Raw genomic sequence first — 22,843 nt, 5'->3', positions numbered from 1 at the left:
GCCATGTCCATATCAAGGAACACCTTCGACCCCGCCAAGAACTACAAGCGGGTAAGATTCCATCAGGATAGAGACCTGCTGGACTCGGAACTAAACGAGGTCCAGGACATCGCCATCAATGAGCAAAAAAAGCTCGCGGACCTGCTCTACAGGGACGGCGCTATCCTTGGTGGGCTTGTACCGCAGGTTGCTGGCAATGTCTTGACACTCTCGCCGGGAGTCGTATACATAGACGGCCACGTCGAACAGGTGTCCGGTGCGACACTTGCTTACGACCCAGCAAAGACGAGCGGCGTGGACTACGTCTATGTCGAGCTTCTGAAGTATAACTACACGCATAACCAGGATTCGGGGCTCATCAATCCCGCTACAGGCGAGCCGACCGCCGAACGGGAGAAATGGGTGCTGAGCCTTCGTGAGTCCTGCTCGATATAGCTGAGATATGGGAGATCTATCTCTTCAACGTCATTCGCGATGGGATGCACTCCTATGATGTGGTCCACGGCACAAGGGAGGAAGAGAACGCAAGGTTCTTGCTCCGAGGTGCGCGCGGAACTTCGCTGCAGAGGGTAAGACCTGACATCCTGCTCCTAGATCCGTTCACCAAGATGGTAGTAGGCGTTCTCGATGCTAAGTATAAGAACGCAACACCTTCCAGGGAGGTGCCAAGCGGTGTTCTGCGCGAAGACCTCTACCAGATGGCGGCTTACCTATCAGCTTTGGGTCCCACTCACTCACCGGTTGCCGGGTTCCTCGCATACCCTGTGGGGCAAGACTGGATAGGACCATCAGTAGGTGAGAAACCCTGGATACTGAACTCCTCAGCGAACAGGACGCTCTCATTCCTTGGGATCCCTGTTGAACCGCTGGCTGACGCGGATGGGCACTCTACAGGCGAACTGGGGCTCATAACGTCCTTGGAGAGGGCGCTCGCTTCTAGTCTTTCTCGCACCATTTTGAGCCTCGCGGCTGGTAGTGAGGAGCAGCGATGAGCACTATCTGCCTGGTCGCCTGCGCGTCCAAAAAGCGCGATGGTTCACATCCGGCCGGGAGCCTCTACATCTCTGATCTGTTTGAGAAGTCGGCAAAGTACGCGCAGTATATCAGTGCTTCGCAGTATACAGAACTGAAGTTATGAACCATCAACATCATCTCAACTATCTCCACCTGCCTGGAGGGTTTGACCTTCTTGAGCTTGCGAATGGTTACTGCCCCGGCTGCCACATCCTTGAGCAGGTCAACCGCTTCAGGACAGATGCCTTGCAGCAGGTTCCGCTTCTGCCGGATAAAACTCACATCGACCTTGAGGGCGCTCGCTATTCTGTCCTCGCTAACCCCACGCTCAATGGCCTTCAGAATCATGAAGTGTTCTTGGATCGCAGTCACTTGGTTCACCTTGTTGTTGTAAGTGTAGGACTCATCGTCTGTAGATATTAGGCAAAACACTGTGTCGCAGCCAATCTCTTTGAGCGCTTCGATACGCATATGCCCATCAAGTAGCAGGTATTTCGCATCCGGTCCGTTGCCCATGGGATGGACTATCGGCGGCTCGATTATCCCTACTTCGCGGATGGACGCCACGACCGTCGCGAACTTGCGGCTGGCCTGCAGCTTCTCATCGGGCTTTCGCGAAGGCAGAATGTCGGCAAGCCGCAGAGTCTTGCCGTTCATCTCGAACCCGATCTTCAGGGCACCGATGCTATCGCCAAACACATTATCCATTGACTTCTCCCTCCTTTATCTTTTGAGCCAAGAACTCCGGCAGGCTCTCCAGGCCCTCGGCCCTGAGCAGGTTCATGAAGTTCTCGTCTCTGAAGAGCATCTTCATTGCGTTAACTACGAAGAAGAGCCTCGTCTCGCACAGCTCGGCTTACCCTCCTCAAAGGTCTGGTTGATGACGACAGGCGGAATGGTCGGGAAACGCGAGACATCCTGATATACTGCGCGCCGGGCGGCCATCGTGATGTACTCCAGGCGGTTGCTGATCTGGGCTTGCGTTGTCATGAGTTTGTCCATGACGTAAGCTTGCCTGATCGAGAGAAGTTGCTTGAGCAGTTTGCGGATGGAGACATCCAGGTTCTTGTGGCTATCAAGTGCCTAGACGAAGGTGTTGATGTGCCATCTACGCGAATTGCGTTCGTGCTCGCAAGCAGCACAAATCCACGTGAGTTTGTACAGAGGCGCGGCAGAATACTACGGACTGCCAGAGGCAAGTCTGAGGCAGTCATATATGACTACATCGTCGTGCCACCCTACGAGCGCCTGTCATTGAAAGAAGATGTAGATGTGAGTATCCTTAAGAGGGAGATGCCAAGGTTTGCGGAATTTGCGTTCTCTGCACTAAACGAGTTCCAGGCGCGGTCTGCTGTGCGAGATATCCTCGATCACTATGAGATGCTAAACCTGCTTGATGAAAAACCTTGGGACGTCTACCACAATCTGAGACAATGGGACTGGGGAAATGATGAGCAAAGCTGATCCAGCACTTCTGCCCGATGTGAACCAACTGATCATAGAGAAACTGCGGTCGTATCCCGAGGCTGTATCCGAGTTGGCCATTAAGGCGATCCAGCTTTCCGAGGATCTGCCCGAGGCAACGGTATTTGAGGCATTGCAGGGCTTGATTCGCGACGCTGCGCGAAAGACTGGAGGTCAGTCTTGATACTGCAGAAATTGACAATGGCCAATTTCCGTCAGTTCAAAGGCGTTCAGCACATTGAATTCGCCTCTGGAAATGGGGAAGACAGCCGGAACGTTACTGTTGTGTTCGGGGAGAATGGCCGCGGCAAGACCGGTGTCTTCAGAGCCATAGTGTTCTGTCTCTTCGGAGAGCGTCGACTATCACAGGATGGTGACGTGCCGGATTCGGAATTGCAGTTGGTGAATACTTCAGCTTTGGAGCAGAGCGAAGGCAAACCGGTCGAGACATTCGTGGAACTGCAGTTTGTCCACAGAGAGCGACGGTATTGCCTGAAACGCGCTATTCTGGGAATGCGGAATAACGATCGGATACTTGAAGAGCTAGATGAGGTCCGTCTTGTGGAGACCACACCTGACGGCAACTCGAAAGTGGTAGAGCCAGCCGAGGTGGACAGACTCGTCAGCTCAATCCTGGACCGGCGCGTCAAGGACTACTTCCTGTTCGACGGTGAGAAGATCGAGCGCCTTACTCGCGCCAGCGTTGAGCAGAGACGTGAGATCGGTAAAGGTATCCGCAATCTGTTGAACGTCGATGCACTAGAGACAGCAAGGAAGGCAACGGATAGGCTGACCAGGGAGTTGGAAGATGAGCTTCGGAAGAACGCGTCGCCCGAGCTTGCGAGGTTGCTGAAACGCCTAGGCGATAATGAGCAGGACCAAAAGGACAAGAAGCAACGCTTGGACGAGATCGGCGAAGAAGCAACAAGGGCAAGAGCCGAAATATCCAAGGTCGACAAAGAGCTTGAGGCGTTCAACGAAATACGAGACCAGTTTGAGAGGCGCAAGACACTGGAGCAGAACCTGCAGGGTCTGGAACAGCAGCGAAAGAACACCTGTCCGGGATGAGGGATCTGACGGCGAAAGCATCGTCATTGCTTGTTGCGCCTACAGTGATGCGGGTTTTCGAGAACATAGAGCAGCAGAAACAGAAGGGAGAGATCCCATCGGAGATACGAAAGGACCTGATCGAGAGGATTCTGTCAGAGAAACGGTGCATCTGCGGTAACGAGATTTGCGAGGGGACCGAATCGCATGCGCGCATCCTGGAGTGGAAAGACAGAACGAGTGATGTGACCATCCAAGACGCGGCCCTGAACCTCTGGCGTCACTTGAGCGATGTGCAGGGGCGCTTCGGCGATGATGCCAGCCAGGTTGAGAATCGCCTCGTGGTTTACGGCAATATTCGCAACGAGATCCAGGCATTACGCATCAAGCTTGAGGCCCTTAGGCAGGAGATCGGATCCTCAGAGCGGCAAGACGCGACGAAGCTAGATGAACACCGGAAGCAACTCGAAATGAAACTGGTAAAGCTGGAAGCTGAGAGTCAAGTGCTACAGGCATCGGTAACCGACCTTGAACGTGAGCATGGACAGCTCATTGCTCAGCTTGATGAGGAGAAACTGAAGCAAGGCCGGCACGACGAGCTTTCCCGCCGTGCTACCTTGGCGCGTGCCACTCGCGATGCTCTGAACGCGGTCTACGATGATTTCACGAGAGAGATAAAGACCCTTATTGGAAAGAAGGCGACCGACCTGTTCCGTGAACTGCTTGATTCGGAGGGGAGTGAGAACCTGCGTACTGTTGTTGTAAACAGCGACTATTCGCTCCAGGTTCTTGACCGATGGAATAAGCCATTTCTTGCAAACATCTCTGCCGGACAACGACAGATCATGTCGATCTCGTTTATTGCGGCTCTGGCACAGGCGGCGTCAAACGACACTCTCTTGGAGATGCCGTTGTTCATGGATACTCCTTTCGGCAGACTCTCCTATGAGCACCGCCAGAACTTGATTCGCCGGGTACCTGACTTCTCGTCGCAGTGGATACTGCTGGCCACGGATACCGAGTTCCGAAAGCAGGAAGCCAGGCTTCTGCGGACTGGTGAAAGATGGGGCAAGTTCTTCATGCTAAGAGCAGCAGACGACGGCAACACGAGGATCGAGGAGCGGGATATAGATACCGCTCAGGCGATACTGAGAGAGGGAGAAAACTCCTGATGAAAATGGATAGGGAGATTCGCGTTAAGACAGAGGGACGCTATAAGCGACTATACAACGACCTCAAGAACGTCGTTGTAGGTGATTCCCACGAGCTCTTCTTCGTGTGCGCGTGCCTCGGATATAAGAACCAGAGGAGCAAACCCCTTGGTGGGTCGCGCGATGACAGGGACAGATTCTACTCTAGTACAATAAACCCGCGCGAATGGGCCTGCTACTATGCGATGTTGCTTGAGCAAAACGGCATGGACTTCCTTGCCATTCAGGATGATAAGTCCGTGATAGCCAAGATCGAGGAATACGCTAACGCTGGCATAGATATCCTCATGCAGGATTTTCTTGGTGACTACACGATCACAAATGGAGGAGAACCACAGCTCGACCCAGGGTGCAGCAAAGAATTGCCCAAGCAATTCTTGCACTTCGTTTTTGAGCAGATCGATACTGATATCGATAACAGCAGTTTATGAGACGCATTCTTTTAGTTGAACCAGCATACAGGAATAAGTATCCGCCTTTAGGCTTGATGAAAATATCCACGTACCACAAGCTGAAAGGCGATTTCGTGCAGTTCGTCAAGGGTTGCGTGCCCCAGTTTCGGCAGCAGCAGTGGGACCGGGTCTACGTCAGTACTCTCTTCACGTTCATGTGGAAGACAACCGCCGATACCATCGACTATTACCGCCGGGCTGTCGCGTCTCCTGAAGACATCATTGTGGGCGGCGTCATGGCGACCTTATTGGGCGACGAGTTGCATCAGCAAACGGGTGCAACGGTTATACCCGGGCTTCTGGACAAGCCTGGCATGCTTGACCCCGGCGACAAGCATCGAGTTGATACTCTGATTCCTGACTACTGTATGCTCGAGCAGATTGACTATGACTACGGACTGAACGGCATATATTGGCTATGCCACCAGGGGCTGCCCTAATCGGTGCGGCTTTTGCGCAGTCAGCCGCATTGAGCCCACGTTTTGTGACTACCTGCCTCTGAAGAAGCAGGTGCGTTCCATAGAGTCTATATACGGAGCTAAGCAAAATCTGGTGTTGCTTGACAATAACGTACTGGCATCCGACCAGTTCGAGGAGATCATCGGGGACATCTTGGAGCTAGGGTTCGAAAGGGGTGCCAGGCTCAACAAGAGATTTCGGCACGTGGACTTCAACCAGGGGATTGACTTGCGGCGGCTGACACGTGACAAGATGGAATTGCTGGCAAAGACAGCACTTAGGCCGCTCAGATTGGCTTTCGACCACATTGCTCTCAAGGATGACTATGTCGACCGAGTCAGGCTAGCGGTCGATTGCGGGATTACTCACCTATCTAACTACGTGCTATTCAACTACACTGACACTCCGCAGGATTTCTACGAGCGCCTGCGCATAAACGTTGAGCTTAACCAGGAACTGGGTACTCAGATATATTCATTCCCGATGAAGTATATCCCCCTTGATGCGAAGGACCGCACTCACGTGGGCGAGCACTGGAATCGTCGCCTGCTTAGAGGGTGCAGTGCATTCTTTTGGCTACAAAGGGCAAGGTCGGCACTCATCTCGATTTCTTTGAAGCAGCGTTCGGGCGGACGCCCGAGGAGTTTATTGAGATTGCGATGATGCCGGAGGAGTACATCATCAATAGGAGAAAGCACGAGAACAACGGTGCATGCGAGTGGCGGAACGCGTTCCAGGCATTGAGTGAAAGCCAGCGAGCCGAGTTCTTGAGGGTATCCAGCGGACGGGAAGTGGACGTTGATGGAACAGAGTTCTCCCACCTACTTGCCCATTACCATCCAAAGGCATGACACGTGGTAGGCTCGTGATATACCGGCACTGTTATTCTGGCTTGGCAAGCGCCGTTCCACCACACTGGGAGGTACGATTTTGTTTGACCCGACAAGGATGATCAACGCTATTGGGCGTCTTCTTCAATCGTCGAGCGCGGAGCAACCAGAAGAGCCTCCTATGGTTGCTGACGGCCGCACCAAGTTTGAAGCATTCCTACTGGCGGAATATGACCACATCTCGCAGGCGTATTTCTCAACGGTGGCAAGTATTTCCAGTTTCTTCCAGTAATACGTGCTTATCATCTCGCTTCCGGTACCGCCGCTGGACAATGAGTTTCACGTCGTCGAGTCTTCAATTGTCACGCAGATTGCTGAGAACTGGCATTCGGTGATAGTGGGCCGAGGTGGCTATCATCTACTGCGGGAAAATCCGAGACATCTTGCCGTTTTCATATATGCGAATACGGATTTTCGCTCCAAGCGTATTCAAGAAATCTATAACATGTCTGCTGAAGCAGCCGTAAAGCTAATTGAAGCAAGCGATCAAGATCGACAACGTTACCTCCGCAATGTTATAGGTAGTGATTGGGCGGATGCGCAGTTATATCACTTGTCTATCGATACAAGTGCGCTGGGCTTTGCACTTGCTGAAGAAATGGTACTTGACTCTATGCTTGCACGACTGGAAGGCATTTTCGAATAACCGAAGTTATTCAACGGATAATAGCAAGAATGCTCTAACGATGGCTGCATCTTCTGTCGGTAATCGGAACACTCTGCTATTTGTGATATTTGGTCAGTTGCACAATCTCATGAAAAGTCGTTCCGTGGCTGAAGACTTCCGGTGCTGTCAAAGAAGCCGCACAGTCGAACAAGACACCGATTGCCTTGATGAATGGCGAACAGCTTGTATTGCTTCTAATGGAGCATGGTATCGGGGTTACTCGCTCTACACCAGATCTGTTCGAAATAGATGATGCATTTACCCAGTAGTCCTGACAAAAATCGACGTCTTGCATGCAATCTGGTGTGGCGTTCAGTCTCCTCTATGCGGATTCCTCGGTCTCACCTCCAATCAATTGATGTTTCTCGCGTCTAGTCTTGCGCGTGATCCTTTTGCTCTCCCGTTACCAAGGCATTATCCGCAATCCTGTAGTTCACAAGCGCATCAAGTTGCAGAGTGCTAGTCTGTAAATGCTTGATAGCAGAGCTACACTATATATATACTACAGCCACCACTCTTGTGACATCTTTTGTAGTTTCGTAGCATTTTATGATACGATTTTACCAAGCAAACTGATTGACTTCTCTTTCCGTTTGCTTGATAATGTTTCCAGTAAAACTGAATACCATGCGCGGTCAGGTTTCCCGGGATATTTCCGGGACCAAGAGGGAAGACGGTGTAAATCCGTCGCGGGCCCGCCGCTGTAATCGGGGACGAAACCGATATCAAGTCACTGCAGTGTCAGCAAACTCACAGGACACTGCGGGAAGACATCGGGAGTAGAGCGATCCGAGAGCCAGAAGACCTGCCTGATCTGCGATCCTATTCTACATCTTCGGAGGCTGAGATGTTGGAAGCTAATTGCGCGTCAGGCGTATTACGGGCTCCCGTCCAAATCATCCGAAATGGGCGAGGAGCCCGTTTTGGTAAATATGGTTTTTCACTCATAGAGCTATTGGTGGTAATAGCTGTCATCGCCATCCTCACGGCGATGCTTTTTCCCGTGTTCATATCCGCCAAGGAGCAGGCTCGGCAGGCAAAGTGCATTTCGAACCTGAGCCAGATCAGCAAGGCATGGCTGATGTATGCCGATGACAACAACGGCTGGGCATGCCCCTCACTTTACTACACAAATGACGGCTGGACTCACGCGTGGGACTTCGATCTCAAAGACGTGGGGGACAAGACCATCTGGAAATATGGCTTGCTGAGTCCATATTGCAGAAATGGCGAGATCAAGAGCTGCCCTTCTTTCTACGGCGGCAAGCATGATCGTCCTTATTCCGGCTATGCATACAATATGAGCTACATCGGCGGAGAGGTCGACCAGTTCAACGAGGTCTGGATCGATCAATACTCCGGCCGTCCTCACACAATAGCGTTATTGGGGCGAATAAGGCATCCGTCAGCTACTGCTGTTTTCGCCGAGGGCGCATACGGGCCTCATGGCGAGTCTGCCCAGAACTACCTCCGTGCTCCAAGTGAACTGCTTTTCAGATGGGGAACCGTTCACTTTCGCCACAATGGAGCAGCAACAGTCGCGTATGCAGACGGCCACGTGGCTGCTGTTCGGAAGAAGTATACACACTACACCGATGTACCCTGGCTCCCACTCGGCAAGAAATCGTACGACTGCCCGCCCGATACCGGCGGTCTGTCGCTGGACGACTCGGCCTATGATCTGGACTAGAACAACAAATGTCGTGGCAGAAACACTCTCGCATTTCCTTGCATGGAATGCTGCCGTATTCGCCACGAGAGAGACGGAAATGGCAAGAGACGCCATTTCCGAGGGAGGAAAACAAAAATGAGGTATCGGTCTGTAACTTCGGCCATCGTATTGCTGCTCGGGTTGAGCCTGTGCGGCGCTGCGATGGCCACCGACTGGTGGGCGTCTGAGGTGGTAGGTTATTCGCGTCTTGGTCAGGGAGGCGCGAATAATCCGTATGCCGACCCCAACGCTGTCCTTGGAAAACCATCGACCTGGATGTGGGGTTCAGGCGCACCCAACGACCCAGGCATCTGTGCTGTATCAATGGTCTGCCCGGCATGGAACGTCGCTCCTAACGATGGAATCCACGGCAATGGGGAAAAGCTGATCACTTCGATCATGCCTGCAGGACGCGGCAATCCGGCAGGCTATATCACAGTGAAGTTCGCCACGCCTATCTACGACGATCCGGACAACTGGTATGGCAAGGACTTCGAGGTCTACGGAAACGCATTCTTCGTGCTGGGCGGTTCGTATGTATACGCGGCATCGAACATGGAGCAGATGATATTCTCTGCCTATGGCGGAGACGCTATCTTCATCGAGCCGTCGCCCGTTAGCGTCAGCCAGGATGGTGTGACCTGGTATACATATTCAAACGGCCCCTACGATGATGATTATGCCCCGACTCAAGCATTCGCGTGGGACTGGGTGGAAAACCACTGGCTCTTGAATAGCTCCGGCAAGGAGGTGGAACTCGACTTCACTCGCCCGGTCGATCCTGCATGGCAACCCGCAGACTACAACTACAAGAGCTGCGCCCAGGCAATCGATATGTATGAAGGCTCCGGCGGTGGAACGGCATTCGATCTCGCCGAGATACCTGACACATGGCCAAAAGACGCCAACGGACGGAAGTGGATTCAGTATATCAAGGTCGATGGGACTGGCGGAGAAGTCGATGCATTCACTCGTGTGAGCCACCAGATCGCACCAACGTCAATCGGTGAGGCAAAGAAGCTCGATGATGGGACACATGTCGTCTTGAACGATGTAGTCGTGTCCGGCGAGACTTACTCAACAGGCCGGTTCTGCTATATTCAACAGTCGAACCGATCCAGCGGCATCAAGCTGATGGGCAGAGTGTTCGTCAGAGGCCAAAAGCTCAGAGTCTATGGTGACATGGACACGATCAACGGTGAGAAGGTGATCCTGGCGACATCAGTCCTCACCGAAAAGGACGAACAGGGTCAAGATGTCACTATAGATGTAAAGCCACTAGGAATGCCTAACAAGGCTGTCGCTGGAAATGGCTTGAGTACCAAGGATCTGCTGGTGAGGACCTGGGGCAAAGTGACATCGGTCGATGTCGATACGAAATCGTTCGTGGTCGACGATGGCTCCGGGCGGAAGATCAAGTGCATCGCTCCCAGGACCGCACCATCGGAAAGCGACGCTCCCAACCCTGGTGACCCCAACTGGGGAGTAACGGCTAAGTCAGACTTTACTCCGCCCGCCAAGGATCAGTTCGTAACAGTCACCGGCATCAGTTCGGTTGAGTCCGATGAACAGGGCGGATTCGTGCCGGTTGTCAGGCTCAGAGACGGAAACGATTTGCAATGAAGGAGGAAAGGACGCAATGAAAAGAATCATCACTCTCATGCTGCTGATTGTGTCGGCAGCAATGCTCGTCGGTTCATCCGCGAGCGCATTCTCATTTAATGACGTCCAACAGTGGACCGGCAGTGGTAGCAACCAAGCCGCAATGGTGATCGAGTGGAGCACCCCTCAGGTAATCGACCCAAACCTGAGCAACGTGAACCTACCCGTCACTCAGAAATGCATGGCGTTCGGATATCGTTTCAACGGGACAACGACCGGCGCGGCTATGTTCAATGCCATTCTAGGCGCGAATGTCGGCGTATTTGCCCTGACCAGTGGCAATACGCAGTATGGCGCGGCGGTCTTCGGCCTTGGCTATGATCTGGACCATAATGGTCAGTATGGCCTGACCGACGGCTCAACAACCTACTCGAAGTCCGACTTCAAGGGCGGAATTGTGGCGGGTAGCTACTCCGACCCGGATTACTTCAACTCCACTGATCCAGCCGATCTCTACTGGGGCGGCTGGTACGGGCCGAACTGGGAGCTTTGGCAGAGTACCACAAACTCCAGCATGGCTCCAAATCGAGGCCCAGGCCAATACTGGACAACAACCGATGGCTGGGGCGGCACCGACGGCGGCTGGACGTTTTCGCAGGTCGGAATAAGTTCGGTGAATATTCAAAACGGCACGTGGGTCGGCTGGTCGATTGCGGCAGGCGGACTGGACTTTTCAGACCCTACCTCAGCAGGTTCAGCGGCATGGTACGAACATAAGCACGCGCCGGATGTATCGACAATCTCAACTGTTCCCGAACCCCCAAGCATTCTGGCCCTCATAAGCGGAGCAATCGGGCTGATCGGCTTCGCGGCGAGGCGCAGAATATAACCCAGAACCCATAAGGAGGAAAACACAATGAAACTCAAAAGAACAATCACTACACTCTTTACAGCAGGGCTTATGGCGTTGAGCGCCGCGGCGTTCGCATTCAGCCCATATGCCACGACGCTTATCGGCTATTCATCCGATCTGACCGGTTCGTCTCTCTACAATGATCCCAACGCAGTCATTGGGCAGCCCAGTACATGGTTCAAGAACACCTGGGGCGACACCAGCAATCATCGGGTAAAGCTTGTCGAGCCCGCGTACAATGTCGGCCCGAGCGGAGAGAAGCTCATTACGACCCTCAACACCGGCCAATGGATGGAGGTGAAATTCGACCACCAGGTAATGGACGATCCGCTGAACCCCTACGGTATCGACTTCCTGGTCTTCGGTAACTCGTTCTTTGTCGGCAGCGGAACCGTCTCCGACACGACCAATATGAACACCTACAAGCTAACTAACGGCAGCATATTCGCGGAGAACATGAAAGTCTCGGTCAGCCAGGACGGCACCGACTGGTACACCTACAACAACGGCCCCTACGCCGACGCCATGTTCCCAACGAATGCCTATCTTTGGGACAGCGCCAACGCCTGTTGGACGAATACGCAAGCTGACTTTACCAAGCCGGTCAACCCCAGTCTGACCAGCGCGGATTTCGCGGGCAAGACCGGTGCTCAGGCGATTGCTCTCTTCGATGGTTCCGCCGGTGGCACCGGCTTCGATCTGGCCGAATCGGGCTTTGGCTGGATTCAATATATTAAAGTCGAGGGAGTCTCGGGGTTCAGCGGTGGCGAGATCGACGGATTCTCTGATGTTGCCGCAGTTCCCGAGCCCTCAAGTCTGCTTGCGCTTGTAACCGGAGCCGTCGGTCTGATCGGCTTTGGGACTAGACGCAGAAGATCATAAGACTAATACAAAGGAGCAAAACAATGAAACTTACGAGGGTTCTCAAAATTGCAGTTGCAGTGATGATTCTAGGTGCCACTGCAGCGTCAGCGACACCTTATGAATTCAATTCGGTCTCTGGTAAAACCGCTTGGATAGATGTAGATGCCTGGGCAGGCAGTGGAGCAAACGAATCGATTCTCGTTGTGGACTGGAACATCATGGGAGGTCCGTATCAGACCGAATCGCACGCGTTTGGCTTCCGCTGGGACGGTACTGCGTACGAATCGGATATGCTCAATGCACTCAACAATGCCGGAGTGTTCACCGTGACCTCCGGGTATGGTGGAGCATTCCTCGAAGACATCGTCTACAACGACGGTGTAGATCACCATACGCACGCCGACGAACTGGGAAGCTGGAATCTCGCCAGCACCTCAGATCCCTATGCCAAATGGGGCGCCATGAGCTCTGACTGGACCAAGCTGGGTGACTGGAACGCCAATATGGCCGGTTATAACCAAGAATTGCTTGCAAATGGTCAGCTTGAAGGCATCAACGCAATTCAGTGGTTCAGCGGGGACCCCAACGTGTATCCGTTGAATGTTCCTTTTGTTGCCGTGCCGGAGCCAGGTTCGCTAATAGCAATGGTCAGCGGCCTGATAGGTATGGGTGGACTTGTTATGCGCAGACGCGTAAGCTAAATAACTCATCCACTTCCGAAGGACCGGGTGCCTCCAGTCCTTCGGTCTTCAAGTCCACCCGCGGTCATGATACCGCGAGGTGAATGCATTGACAATCGGAGGTTACAAGCATTGAACCAAGACAACCAAGCGTGCGAACGCTTCGACTTCTTCGCATCGTGGAGCGGAGGCAAAGACTCCTGCCTGGCACTTTATCGCATGACCCAAGCGGGCCACACGTGCGCGTCGCTCTTCACGATGATCGATGAGACCGGGACGCACTCACGCTCCCACGGGTTATACCCGAACTCCCTTCGTGCGCAAGCGTGAGCAATGGAACTGCCAATCCTCATGACCCGCTCGTCGTGGAAGGGCTACGAGGAGCAGTTCAAGAAAAACGCCGAGACATTCAAGTCGCAGGGAGTCCTGCACGGCGTGTTCGGCGATATCGACCTTGAGCCTCACCGGGAATGGGTTGAGCGGGTCTGCGGCGAGTCCGGTCTGACTGCTCACGAACCGTTGTGGCAAGCTTCACGAAGAGAACTCGTGCGCGAGTTCATTGAGGCCGGGTTCAAGGCTATCATTGTCGTGGTCGATACGGATCGCATGCCTGCCGGGTTTCTTGGTCGTGAGATCGAGGACGGATTAATCGGCGAGCTTGAGGCAATAGACGTTGACGCCTGCGGAGAGAATGGCGAGTTCCACACATTCGTCTACGATGGACCGCTGTTCAAGGAGCCGGTGCGGTTTCAGACCGGCAGTATCTTTGAGATAGATAACCACTCGGTGCTGCCTATCATCACCGAAAACGAAATGGAGGTCGTGAGATGAGCAAGGGATATGTTCAAGTATATACCGGCAACGGTAAGGGCAAGACGACAGCCGCGCTAGGGCTCGCAATGCGGGCTGCAGGCGCGGGCATGAGAGTGTTCATCGGTCAGTTCGTGAAAGGCATGGATTACAGCGAGCTGCATTCATTCGCTAAGCTGTCGGACCAGATCACACTGAAGCAGTTCGGGAGACGCTGCTTCATTCGCAATGAACCGGAGATGGATGATGTGCTTGTCGCCAGACAGGGGCTGGACGAAGTGCGTCGTGCAGTTGCATCGGGCGAATATGGGCTTGTCATCATGGACGAAGCCAATATTGCCACCTACTACAACCTATTCAGCGTTGACGAACTGCTGGAGATCATCGATACGAAGCCGGAGCATGTTGAGCTGGTAATCACCGGCAGGTATGTCGATGATCGCATCGTCGAGCGTGCTGATCTCGTCACGGAAATGCGTGAGGTGAAGCACTATTATACTCAAGGTGTGCTCGCGCGAGCCGGAATCGAGAGCTAGGCTATGAGAAAGCTCCTTCCAATATTGCTTGTTATTGTGCTGGTCTGCGTCGGAATGTACGCCGCCAGGCAGGCGCAGGTTGATTTCGGCCATCACCTCACTCGTCAGGCCGCAGCCGTAAATCGGATCGTCTCACTTGCTCCCAGCATAACTGAGACGGTGTTCGCTCTCGGGGCCGGTGATAGGCTGGTAGGAGTGACACGTTATTGCTGCTATCCGCCGGAGGCGAAGAAGATCGCTAAGATCGGCGGATACATCGACCCCAACTTCGAGGCCATCGTAAGGCTCAAGCCGGATCTCGTTATAGTCACGGTGGAAAACAAGGAATCAGCGAAGAAGCTCACTGATCTTGGTCTGCGCGTGCTCACGGTGAACCAGAACACTATTCCCGGCATCATCGCCTCCATCACAAAGATTGGGCACACCATTGGCGCTGATGATAGAGCTAACAAACTGGTCTCAGGCATTCAGGGCAGAATCGATGAAGTAAAGAGGCGGACCAAGGGCTTGAACCGACCGAGCGTGCTGATCTCCATCGGACGGTCAATGGGCGGAGGAGTCAGCGAGATATACGTTGCCGGCAAGAACAACTTCTACGATGAGATCATCGGTATTGCCGGAGGCAGAAACGCCTACGATAGCAACATCGCTAAGACCCCCGCGCTTTCAGGAGAAGGAATAACCAGGCTCAACCCGGACATCATTATCGATCTCGCCCCGGGCAAGGGGAAGAACCGGATCGAGAAGTCTGTCGGCGAATGGAACACGCTGTCCCACGTATCGGCCGTGAAGAACAACAGGGTTTATACGCTTACAAGTGACTACGTCGTCGTGCCCGGTCCTAGGTTCATCGAGACCCTGGAAGACATTGCCAGAGCAATTCACCCCGAGATCGAATGGAGCCGCAAATAATGAGTTGTGTGCTGGATGTCCGCGACCTGGGGTTTGCCTACGACAAGAATCCCATACTTGCGGATGTGTCTTTCAGAGTGGACGAGGGCGAATTCGTTTCGATCATCGGCCCCAACGGTGCAGGTAAGTCCACGCTCATCAAATGTCTGAACAGAGTGCTTACCGGGTGGACAGGCGAGATCACCCTCTTCGGTGCGCCAGTGTACAAGCTTAGCCAGCGCAGGCTCGCCACACTCATTGGCTATGTCCCACAGCCCGGCGGACGCTCGCTCCCGTTCACAGTCGAGGAGTTTGTGCTGATGGGACGCTACCCATATCTGAGCCCGTTCACTTTGATTTCTCGAGAAGACAGGACCATCGTTGAGAAGACTCTTCGCGAAGTGGGAATCGATCAGTTTGCTACTAGAGACATCGACAGCTTGAGCGGTGGTGAGAAGCAGATGGCGTTCGTCGCCGCCGCGCTTGTCCAGGGCGCAAAGCTGCTCCTGCTCGACGAGCCGACTGCTTTCCTAGATTATAAGCACCATGTGGAATGCTCAGAGCTTCTGAAACGAATGCATAAGGATCGCGGCGTCACAGTCATCGCCGTGACTCACGACATCAATCAGGCGATAGCTCTCAGCAATCGCGTGTTGGCGTTGAAACACGGCTCTATCTGTTTTGACGGAGATTCTAATAAGCTCATATCGGACGGTATACTCGAAGCCATTTACGAGACGCGGTTCACGGCATATTCAGCCGAGTGTTCGGATCTGCTAATGCTTGCGCCGTCTGGAGGTGGCCGTTGAAGAGGGTCTCTATACTCATATTTTTCGCAGTGCTTGCGGCAGCGTGTCTGGTCATTATGCCACTGGTGGGAACCATGGTCACGGGAATAAGCGCAGTGATACATCCCGACCCGTCGGACATCGAGTCGTCGATCTTCTGGTCGCTGAGACTCCCACGAACGCTCACGGCATTTCTCGCTGGGTCAGCTCTAGCTGTCAGCGGAATGGTCTTCCAGGCCATGTTCAGGAACCCTCTTGCGACCGAGTCTACGTTAGGAGTCGCGAGCGGTGCGTCGTTCGGCGCGGCTCTGCAGACCCGGCTGGGCTTGGCGTTCACAGTGATCGGAATGTCCGGCGCTTCGCTGCTCGCGTTCGCGGGAGCGGCTTTGTCTATGCTGCTTGTATATGGTCTCTCTCGGATGCGATAAGGGTTTTCGGTATCGGCGATGCTGCTTGCAGGAGTGGCCATTACCCACCCGGATCAGGCCCACTCCGCCACTACCACGTAAGAACACGGTTTCTGTTCGGATTCGCGATGTTTCTCTTGACTTCACTGCCGCGTTTGAGGCACCAATTGGTTGCGCGCAGAACATCTGTTCTGTTCAGCAACTAACGGAGGTAGCGCCAATTGAAGCTACAGGAACTCAGGTTCGGAATAGAGATAGAGACCATAAAACGAGAGCGGGGAACAGTCGCCAGAGCCATCCAGAGCGTGGTCGGTGGCGAGGTAAGCCATGTGGCTGGATCCTCCTCTTATGATCCCTGGGAAGTGAGAGATGACAAGAATCGCGTGTGGAAAGTGGTGGCGGACTCCTCACTCGCCAGTGTCGCTGCCCACTTGCGCGCCGAGATAGTTAGCCCGGTCCTGTGCTACGAGGACATCGCGGACCTGCAGGAAGTGGTCCGGGCGGTCCGCAGGTGCGGAGCCCAGGTCGATGAGAAGTGTGGCCTCCACATCCATGTCGGAACCGAGGAGTTTGGCGGCAAGGCGCTCACCAACCTTGCAAAGACGTTCTACAAATACGAGCCGCTGATCATCGCGGCGCTGGGTGTGAGCGAACAGCGGATGCGCCAGTATACCAAGCCGCTTAGCGACGACTTCATAGCCCGGCTTGAGAAGCTCAGAGCACGGACCCGCGACCAGGTCAACAAGGCCTGGTACGGAGCTTTGCAAGCTATGGGATAGAGATATCGAAGCTGATGCATCTATGGATTTTGCGGATATAGGCAACAAAGAGTTCGTATTATTGTCGAGGGATAAGTCACTGCTTATATCTCCGTGGAAATATCTTCTATTAAGCGCTGCGAAAAGGCTCGGCTGTGGTAAAATGGTGTCTGACAGCTAATTTCATCACAAGGAAGTTCCATGGGCGCGCCAGGATTCGTTCATCTTCATACTCACACCGAATATAGCATTCTAGACGGCGCGAGCCGGATCAAGGACATCATTAAGACAGCCGTCAAGTATGAGATGCCCTCGGTTGCCATCACCGATCACGGTGTTATGTACGGCAACCTCATGTTCTACAGCGAGGCCAAGTCAGCCGGGATCAAGCCGATTATGGGGTGTGAGGTGTATGTTGCTCCGCGCCACCGTACACTCAGGGATCCCAGACTCGATAAAGAGCAGTATCACCTGGTGCTGCTGGCAAAGAGCGAAAAGGGCTACAAGAACCTCATAAAACTTGTAAGCACTGCATTCTCCGAAGGTTTCTACTATAAGCCCAGAGTAGATAAAGAACTGCTGGCCGAATACAGCGACGAGCTGATCGCGCTTACGGCATGCCTTGGCGGAGAGATCCCCAATCTGATCATGAAAAACGACTTCGAGAGGGTCGACAGGTCTCTGGGCGAATATATCGATATCTTTGGCAAAGACAATTTCTATCTTGAACTCCAGGACCATGGCCTGCGTGAACAAAAGCCTGTAAACGAGGCCTTGCTGGATATCTCGAAGCGTATGGGTCTGAGGCTGGTAGCCACTAACGATATCCACTACACAAATAAAAAAGATGCCGAAGCGCACGATGTGCTGCTTTGCATACAAACTGGATCGACACTGGACGATCCCAACAGATTTCGCTTTGGCTCTGATCAGTTCTATATGAAGAGCCAGGAAGAAATGGCCAAGCTCTTCCCGGAAATACCTCAGGCGCTGGAAAACACCCTCGAGATTGCCGAGAGGTGCAATATTGAGTTCGACTTCGGACGATCCAAGCTCCCTGACCCGGGTGTGCCGGAAAATATAACCCCTGATAACTACATGCACAATGAGGCCTGGGAAGGTCTCAAGAGGCGCTTGGGCAAGGAGCCGCCTGATGATTATAGGAAACAGTTTGAGTATGAGTGCAAGATCATCAACGACTGCGGCTTTCCCCTGTATATGCTCATAGTGCGCGACTTTACGGACTTCGCGCGTAATGCCGGGATGTATGTAGGCGCGAGAGGTTCGGCTGCGTCGAGTCTGGTGGGATACGGACTTGGGATTACTGATGTCGATCCTATAGAATATGGCCTTGCCTTTGAGCGATTCCTGAACCCGGAACGTGTGGAGATGCCTGATGTCGACCTGGATATTCAGGACGACCGGCGTGAGGAGCTTATACAATACGTCTGCAAGAAATATGGCCGGGACCGCGTAGGTCAGATCGCGACTTTCGGGTCTATGAAGGCGCGCGCAGCGGTGCGTGACTGCGGACGTGTATTGGGAATGGATCTGCCGGAGGTCGATAGGATATGCAAGATGATCCCATCTATGCCGATAGGTATGACTATCGATCAGGCGATGGAAGTAAATGTCGACCTCAAAAACGCGTATGACAGCAGCCATTCCGTCAGGAAGCTGATAGATACAGCCAAGAGTCTTGAGGGGATCAATCGAAATGTGGGAGTGCATGCGGCGGGCGTGCTGATATCCTATGACCCGCTGACCGATCATGTGCCGGTGCAGCAGGGGGGCAAGGGCGAGTTTGTCGCACAGATGGCGAAGAAGGACATCGCGAAGGTCGGACTGCTCAAGATGGACTTCCTGGGTCTGGCGAACCTTACGATCCTTGCGAACTCGATCAAAAATGTAAAGAAGAGTCAGGGGATCGATATCGACATCATGAACATCCCCCTGGACGACAAAAAGACGTACGAAATGTTGGGCCGGGGCGACACAAACGGTGTGTTCCAGCTCGAAGGCGCGGGTATGCGACGAAACGTTATCGAGCTTAAGCCAAACTCGGTCAGGGAGCTTGCGGCTATTGTCGCCCTATATAGACCGGGGCCGATGGCGTTTATTCCGAAGTTTGTGCGCTCCAAGTTCGGTCAGGAGCCTATTACATATCTGCATCCATCACTCGAACCTATTCTCAAGGAAACTTACGGCGTTATCTGCTATCAGGAACAGGTGCTGCGTATTGCGCAGTCTATCGGCGGATTCACTATGGGCCAGGCTGACGTTCTCCGAAAAGCTATGTCCTCTAAAAACAAAGAGATTATGGACAAGCAGAAGGAGAAATTCCTTGAGGGCGCAAAGGTAAACGGCGTCTCCGAAAAAATTGCGACTAAGATATATGAGCAGGTGGAACCTTTTGCGGGTTATGCTTTTAACAAAGCGCATGCGGTCTGTTACGCGTTTGTGGCGTATCGCACTGCTTATATGAAGGCCACCTATCCCGCAGAGTACTATGCAGCGCTCATTTCGGCTAATATGGACGACAAAGAAAAGCTCTCTATCTATATAGATGACTGTAAGCGGTTCAATATACCTATCTTGCCGCCGGATGTTAATGCGAGCGGCGCGGACTTTGAAGTGGAAGACGGCGGAATCAGATTCGGACTCGGAGCCGTGAAGGGCTGCAGCAAAGGCGTGATTGAAGGAATGGTGGCTGCGAGGAACGCCGGTGGCAAGTTCAAAGACCTCTTCGACTTCTGCGAGAGAGTGCAGGCCGAAGCCGCTATGAATAAGAGCAGCTTGGAGTGCCTGATCAAGGTGGGGGCATTTTCATCGGTTCTGCCTAACCGCGCGCAGCTTATGGAGATGATGCCGGACGCCATGAGTGCGGCTGCATCCAGGCTCAAAGATCAGAAAAACGGGCAGACGGGCCTCTTCGGTTCGGACATGGACGAAATTGTCAGTGGGTTCGACGCTGGCAAATATGCACATCTCGGTGAATATCCTCTGGATCAGATATATACGATGGAGAAGGACCTGGTGGGGCTGTATCTGTCGGGCCATCCGCTGGATAATATGCGCGCTCAGCTCGAAAAAAGCTGCTCGGCAAATGCATCGAACTACAAAGAACTCGACAACGACCAGGAGTGTGTGATAGGCGGGATCATTACTGATGTGCGCATCAAGATCACCCGCAGAAACGACAAGATGGGCTTCGCAAAGATCGAAGACCTCTACGGGTCGATCAATGTCACGTTCTTTCCACGCGACTTCAAAAATTGTGAGAGCCAGCTCATTAAAGACAGGGTTGTGCTCATCAAAGGCAAGGCAAGCCACAGGGAGCGGCTTGCAGGTGATGAAGAGGACAACACTGTTGAAGTCGAGATAAGGGGAGAGTCGGTCACGCCGCTGGCACACAGTAACGGCAGGGCTAACGGCAACGGACACCGAAAGGTCCACATCAAGATCAACGGCACTCCTAATATCCGTCTCGATATACTAAAGCACATACTCGAAGCCAACCCCGGCGATAGCCCGGTCTATTTCTGGATGTTTCACTGCGGTACCCGCCAGAAGATTGCAACTTCATATAAGGTAATGGCTACAACACGTTTTGTAGAAGAAGTTGAGAGAGTCTTGGGTAGCTCGACTGTAAAGGTAGCGTAATTCCTCAGGCTTGAGACTATCGTAACAATTTGGCTTCCACAAAGCATTTATCCGTACCCAAAGTGGAAATAAGTACGTAGCGCAGTAAGTACATCTATCGTCTGTCGCGGGAGATATTAATTGTCGAACAATGGTAGACAAGAATGCCCAGTTGCGCCTCGAAGCCGAAAATTTGTGTGGATCGGCTACGTGCTGGTTGTCGCTCTTTTAATAAGCTTGACAATGCTGCTGGACTGGCTTGAACCCATTTTTCCTCTCGGGCGTTATCCCATTTTATATGTAGTAATCGTTATGATTATGGCTTACCTCTTTGGCACAGGCCCGGCAATTACCGGCGCGGCACTGGGTTTAATTTTGTTTGAATACTATTTCTCCGCCGCCTATAACAAATTTTGGCCCCTTGCAGATACGCCGCGTGGGTGGGCAGGAATTGTGGGATACTTGCTGGGAATGCTGCTGGTAAGCGCAGCGGCGCTTTATGCAAGGGCTGCTCGGGCTCGTATTCAACATCTGGCAGACTTACTGCAAAAATATGAGCTTCTCGTCAGGCACGCAAAAGACATAATCCTCTTCAGCCGCTGCGAAGACGGACAAATTATGGAAGCCAATGCCGCCGCCGTCGAAAACTACGGTTACAGCAGGGAAGAACTGCTCAATATGCGAGTCAATGATATACGCGCCCCGGGAATCGAACCGATTATTAGCACACTGGCAAATGAAGAGGAGGAACGTGGAGTCATTTTTGAGACGATACACAGACGAAAAGACGGCAGCTCTTTCCCTGTCGAAGTCAGTTCACGAATTGCATTTGTCAGCGATGATCTGATCTTGCTGAACATTATACGTGATATAACCGATCGGAAACTGGCTGAGTCGGCAAAGACGCGGTTGGCGAGCATTGTCGATTCATCATCAGACGCTATCATCGGCAAATCTCTGGACGGAACGATCCTATCATGGAACTCGGGTGCGGCAGCGATATATGGTTATACTGCCGAAGAAGCAATCGGTAAACCGATTTCCATTTTATTGCCGTCTGATGCGATAGATGATTTGCAAGAAATCCTGAGTGCACTCGCAAGTGGTGAACGGATTGTAAATCGAGAAAGCGTTCGTATGAGAAAAGACGGCAAGCTCATCGACGTATCACTCACTGTTTCACCAATAAAGGATGAGCTTGGCAATATCATCGGCGCATCGACTATCGCGCGCGATGTCACCGAACTGATCGCCCTTCGCAGACAGCTCGAAAACCAGGTTACTCTTCTGCAGCAGGCCCTGGTGCCTCCACTTCCCACTGTAATTGAATGCTGCAAAGTGGCGGCAATATATCAGGCCGCATTCCCGGGACAAGATGTAGGCGGTGACTTCTACGATGTGTTCGACACAGGTGATGAAGTAATAGGAGCGTTTATCGGCGATGTATCGGGCAAGGGTATCGAAGCTGCCGCTCTGGCAGCGGCTGCACGCAGTACAATCCGCGCCTTTACGTTTGACTTACAGTCGCCAGACACGGCATTGAGCCGCAGTAACACAGTACTATATTCACAGCACTCCAAAACGACAAGGTTTATCACTGCACTGTTGGTCTTACTTAATCCCAAAAGCGGATGTTTCTCATATGCAAGCGCAGGCCACCCACCAGCAGCTATTTGGCATAAAGATGGATCAGTAGAATTTCTTCCCGTGCACAATCCGCCGCTTGGCCTATTCGAAAAGCAGGACTTTGAGTGCGGCGGATCCTGCCTTGAACCTGGAGATAAGATGGTGCTCTATACAGATGGAATTCTAGAGGCTAGGCGGGAGACTGAACTGCTCGATTTGGAAGGGATAGAAACTGCTCTCAGGCAGCACGGACATAAGGAACCTAACGAACTGGCCGAAGCGCTCTATAGCACAGCTCGCCATTGGGCAGGAGGAAAGCTTCTAGACGATGTTGCTATATTAATTATAGAGCGAAATCGTGGGTATCCAGGCAAATATTCGCATCATCCGGCTTGACAGTCATGATAGACT

Annotated in this window: 25 protein-coding genes, 1 pseudogene and 1 riboswitch; of the genes and pseudogenes, 24 read left to right on the top strand and 2 right to left on the bottom strand. The window is 52.9% G+C overall.

Going from position 1 to position 22,843, the window contains the following annotated elements; genetic code table 11:
- Positions 1-3: 3 nt before the first annotated feature.
- The gene (locus tag ABFD83_00595; GenBank protein ID MEN6355561.1) at positions 4-435 is read left to right on the top strand and encodes a DUF4815 domain-containing protein; all 432 of its coding nucleotides are present in this window, start codon (positions 4-6) and stop codon (positions 433-435) included.
- Between the two features lie 44 nt (positions 436-479).
- Entirely contained in the window at positions 480-992 is a 513-nt protein-coding gene (locus ABFD83_00590; protein ID MEN6355560.1) for a hypothetical protein, read from the top strand.
- A gap of 64 nt (positions 993-1,056) precedes the next feature.
- Here the strand turns inward: ABFD83_00590 and ABFD83_00585 are convergent, their stop codons facing one another.
- Together ABFD83_00585 and ABFD83_00580 are read right to left on the bottom strand one after the other, a co-directional pair.
- Positions 1,057-1,722: a plasmid partitioning protein RepB C-terminal domain-containing protein gene (locus ABFD83_00585; protein MEN6355559.1), complete on the bottom strand. Its 666-nt coding sequence runs from the start codon at positions 1,720-1,722 to the stop codon at positions 1,057-1,059.
- Between the two features lie 114 nt (positions 1,723-1,836).
- On the bottom strand, positions 1,837-2,004 hold the full coding sequence (locus tag ABFD83_00580) for a hypothetical protein (GenBank protein ID MEN6355558.1): 168 nt from the start codon (positions 2,002-2,004) through the stop codon (positions 1,837-1,839).
- Between the two features lie 21 nt (positions 2,005-2,025).
- Here ABFD83_00580 and ABFD83_00575 point away from each other — a divergent pair, with 21 nt between their 5' ends.
- The 22 genes and pseudogenes from ABFD83_00575 (at position 2,026) to ABFD83_00470 (ending at position 22,828) form a co-directional block, all read left to right on the top strand.
- The gene (locus ABFD83_00575; protein MEN6355557.1) at positions 2,026-2,478 is read left to right on the top strand and encodes a helicase-related protein; all 453 of its coding nucleotides are present in this window, start codon (positions 2,026-2,028) and stop codon (positions 2,476-2,478) included.
- Positions 2,462-2,662 carry a hypothetical protein gene (locus ABFD83_00570; protein ID MEN6355556.1) on the top strand — a complete coding sequence of 67 codons (201 nt, stop codon included), beginning with the start codon at positions 2,462-2,464 and terminating at the stop codon, positions 2,660-2,662. Before ABFD83_00575 ends, ABFD83_00570 begins: the two co-directional genes overlap by 17 nt.
- Positions 2,659-3,546 (top strand): AAA family ATPase, encoded by an 888-nt coding sequence (locus ABFD83_00565; GenBank protein MEN6355555.1) that lies wholly within the window; start codon positions 2,659-2,661, stop codon positions 3,544-3,546. Before ABFD83_00570 ends, ABFD83_00565 begins: the two co-directional genes overlap by 4 nt.
- 224 nt (positions 3,547-3,770) lie before the next feature.
- Complete coding sequence (locus tag ABFD83_00560; protein ID MEN6355554.1) at positions 3,771-4,697, top strand: hypothetical protein; 927 nt, start codon at positions 3,771-3,773, stop codon at positions 4,695-4,697.
- Positions 4,697-5,167, top strand: a complete 471-nt coding sequence (locus ABFD83_00555) for a hypothetical protein (GenBank protein ID MEN6355553.1) — start codon at positions 4,697-4,699, stop codon at positions 5,165-5,167. The genes ABFD83_00560 and ABFD83_00555 overlap by 1 nt, the downstream gene beginning before the upstream one ends.
- Positions 5,168-5,223: 56 nt before the next feature.
- The gene (locus ABFD83_00550) at positions 5,224-5,628 is read left to right on the top strand and encodes a hypothetical protein (protein MEN6355552.1); all 405 of its coding nucleotides are present in this window, start codon (positions 5,224-5,226) and stop codon (positions 5,626-5,628) included.
- 112 nt (positions 5,629-5,740) lie between these two features.
- Entirely contained in the window at positions 5,741-6,310 is a 570-nt protein-coding gene (locus ABFD83_00545; protein ID MEN6355551.1) for a hypothetical protein, read from the top strand.
- 267 nt (positions 6,311-6,577) lie between these two features.
- On the top strand, positions 6,578-6,769 hold the full coding sequence (locus ABFD83_00540) for a hypothetical protein (protein MEN6355550.1): 192 nt from the start codon (positions 6,578-6,580) through the stop codon (positions 6,767-6,769).
- A gap of 3 nt (positions 6,770-6,772) precedes the next feature.
- Entirely contained in the window at positions 6,773-7,183 is a 411-nt protein-coding gene (locus ABFD83_00535) for a cytidylate kinase-like family protein (GenBank protein MEN6355549.1), read from the top strand.
- A gap of 641 nt (positions 7,184-7,824) precedes the next feature.
- Positions 7,825-8,032, top strand: a riboswitch (cobalamin riboswitch).
- A gap of 19 nt (positions 8,033-8,051) precedes the next feature.
- A complete protein-coding gene (locus tag ABFD83_00530; GenBank protein ID MEN6355548.1) occupies positions 8,052-8,894 on the top strand; it encodes a prepilin-type N-terminal cleavage/methylation domain-containing protein in 843 nt (280 codons plus the stop codon).
- Between the two features lie 117 nt (positions 8,895-9,011).
- Complete coding sequence (locus tag ABFD83_00525; protein ID MEN6355547.1) at positions 9,012-10,538, top strand: hypothetical protein; 1,527 nt, start codon at positions 9,012-9,014, stop codon at positions 10,536-10,538.
- 16 nt (positions 10,539-10,554) lie between these two features.
- Entirely contained in the window at positions 10,555-11,406 is an 852-nt protein-coding gene (locus ABFD83_00520; protein ID MEN6355546.1) for a PEP-CTERM sorting domain-containing protein, read from the top strand.
- A 27-nt stretch (positions 11,407-11,433) separates the two neighbouring features.
- Positions 11,434-12,312, top strand: a complete 879-nt coding sequence (locus ABFD83_00515; protein ID MEN6355545.1) for a PEP-CTERM sorting domain-containing protein — start codon at positions 11,434-11,436, stop codon at positions 12,310-12,312.
- Between the two features lie 23 nt (positions 12,313-12,335).
- Positions 12,336-12,995 (top strand): PEP-CTERM sorting domain-containing protein, encoded by a 660-nt coding sequence (locus tag ABFD83_00510; protein ID MEN6355544.1) that lies wholly within the window; start codon positions 12,336-12,338, stop codon positions 12,993-12,995.
- 66 nt (positions 12,996-13,061) lie between these two features.
- A pseudogene (locus tag ABFD83_00505) lies at positions 13,062-13,805 on the top strand (diphthine--ammonia ligase).
- On the top strand, positions 13,802-14,320 hold the full coding sequence (locus ABFD83_00500; protein MEN6355543.1) for a cob(I)yrinic acid a,c-diamide adenosyltransferase: 519 nt from the start codon (positions 13,802-13,804) through the stop codon (positions 14,318-14,320). Before ABFD83_00505 ends, ABFD83_00500 begins: the two are co-directional and overlap by 4 nt.
- A gap of 3 nt (positions 14,321-14,323) precedes the next feature.
- Positions 14,324-15,232, top strand: coding sequence for a cobalamin-binding protein (locus ABFD83_00495; protein ID MEN6355542.1), 909 nt, complete (start codon positions 14,324-14,326; stop codon positions 15,230-15,232).
- Positions 15,232-16,020, top strand: a complete 789-nt coding sequence (locus tag ABFD83_00490; protein ID MEN6355541.1) for an ABC transporter ATP-binding protein — start codon at positions 15,232-15,234, stop codon at positions 16,018-16,020. The genes ABFD83_00495 and ABFD83_00490 overlap by 1 nt, the downstream gene beginning before the upstream one ends.
- Positions 16,017-16,427 (top strand): iron chelate uptake ABC transporter family permease subunit, encoded by a 411-nt coding sequence (locus ABFD83_00485; protein ID MEN6355540.1) that lies wholly within the window; start codon positions 16,017-16,019, stop codon positions 16,425-16,427. Before ABFD83_00490 ends, ABFD83_00485 begins: the two co-directional genes overlap by 4 nt.
- A gap of 200 nt (positions 16,428-16,627) precedes the next feature.
- Positions 16,628-17,185: an amidoligase family protein gene (locus ABFD83_00480; protein MEN6355539.1), complete on the top strand. Its 558-nt coding sequence runs from the start codon at positions 16,628-16,630 to the stop codon at positions 17,183-17,185.
- Positions 17,186-17,365: 180 nt separating this feature from the next.
- Complete coding sequence (locus ABFD83_00475; protein MEN6355538.1) at positions 17,366-20,827, top strand: DNA polymerase III subunit alpha; 3,462 nt, start codon at positions 17,366-17,368, stop codon at positions 20,825-20,827.
- Positions 20,828-20,947: 120 nt separating this feature from the next.
- The gene (locus ABFD83_00470; GenBank protein ID MEN6355537.1) at positions 20,948-22,828 is read left to right on the top strand and encodes a SpoIIE family protein phosphatase; all 1,881 of its coding nucleotides are present in this window, start codon (positions 20,948-20,950) and stop codon (positions 22,826-22,828) included.
- Positions 22,829-22,843 lie beyond the last annotated feature (15 nt).

This window comes from Armatimonadota bacterium (assembly GCA_039679645.1).
Lineage (GTDB): Bacteria > Armatimonadota > UBA5829 > UBA5829 > UBA5829 > UBA5829.
Note: the sequence above shows the minus strand (reverse complement) of the source record. Positions and strands in the feature narration are given on the sequence as shown.

What these genes read in the sequence shown, in the direction of transcription:
- ABFD83_00595 (MEN6355561.1), top strand. Translation starts at nt 4, where the DNA reads ATGTCCATATCAAGGAACACCTTCGACCCCGCCAAGAACTACAAGCGG.
- ABFD83_00590 (MEN6355560.1), top strand. Translation starts at nt 480, where the DNA reads ATGCACTCCTATGATGTGGTCCACGGCACAAGGGAGGAAGAGAACGCA.
- ABFD83_00585 (MEN6355559.1), bottom strand. Translation starts at nt 1,722, where the DNA reads ATGGATAATGTGTTTGGCGATAGCATCGGTGCCCTGAAGATCGGGTTC.
- ABFD83_00580 (MEN6355558.1), bottom strand. Translation starts at nt 2,004, where the DNA reads ATGACAACGCAAGCCCAGATCAGCAACCGCCTGGAGTACATCACGATG.
- ABFD83_00570 (MEN6355556.1), top strand. Translation starts at nt 2,462, where the DNA reads ATGATGAGCAAAGCTGATCCAGCACTTCTGCCCGATGTGAACCAACTG.
- ABFD83_00555 (MEN6355553.1), top strand. Translation starts at nt 4,697, where the DNA reads ATGAAAATGGATAGGGAGATTCGCGTTAAGACAGAGGGACGCTATAAG.
- ABFD83_00550 (MEN6355552.1), top strand. Translation starts at nt 5,224, where the DNA reads ATGAAAATATCCACGTACCACAAGCTGAAAGGCGATTTCGTGCAGTTC.
- ABFD83_00530 (MEN6355548.1), top strand. Translation starts at nt 8,052, where the DNA reads ATGTTGGAAGCTAATTGCGCGTCAGGCGTATTACGGGCTCCCGTCCAA.
- ABFD83_00525 (MEN6355547.1), top strand. Translation starts at nt 9,012, where the DNA reads ATGAGGTATCGGTCTGTAACTTCGGCCATCGTATTGCTGCTCGGGTTG.
- ABFD83_00520 (MEN6355546.1), top strand. Translation starts at nt 10,555, where the DNA reads ATGAAAAGAATCATCACTCTCATGCTGCTGATTGTGTCGGCAGCAATG.
- ABFD83_00515 (MEN6355545.1), top strand. Translation starts at nt 11,434, where the DNA reads ATGAAACTCAAAAGAACAATCACTACACTCTTTACAGCAGGGCTTATG.
- ABFD83_00510 (MEN6355544.1), top strand. Translation starts at nt 12,336, where the DNA reads ATGAAACTTACGAGGGTTCTCAAAATTGCAGTTGCAGTGATGATTCTA.
- ABFD83_00500 (MEN6355543.1), top strand. Translation starts at nt 13,802, where the DNA reads ATGAGCAAGGGATATGTTCAAGTATATACCGGCAACGGTAAGGGCAAG.
- ABFD83_00495 (MEN6355542.1), top strand. Translation starts at nt 14,324, where the DNA reads ATGAGAAAGCTCCTTCCAATATTGCTTGTTATTGTGCTGGTCTGCGTC.
- ABFD83_00490 (MEN6355541.1), top strand. Translation starts at nt 15,232, where the DNA reads ATGAGTTGTGTGCTGGATGTCCGCGACCTGGGGTTTGCCTACGACAAG.
- ABFD83_00475 (MEN6355538.1), top strand. Translation starts at nt 17,366, where the DNA reads ATGGGCGCGCCAGGATTCGTTCATCTTCATACTCACACCGAATATAGC.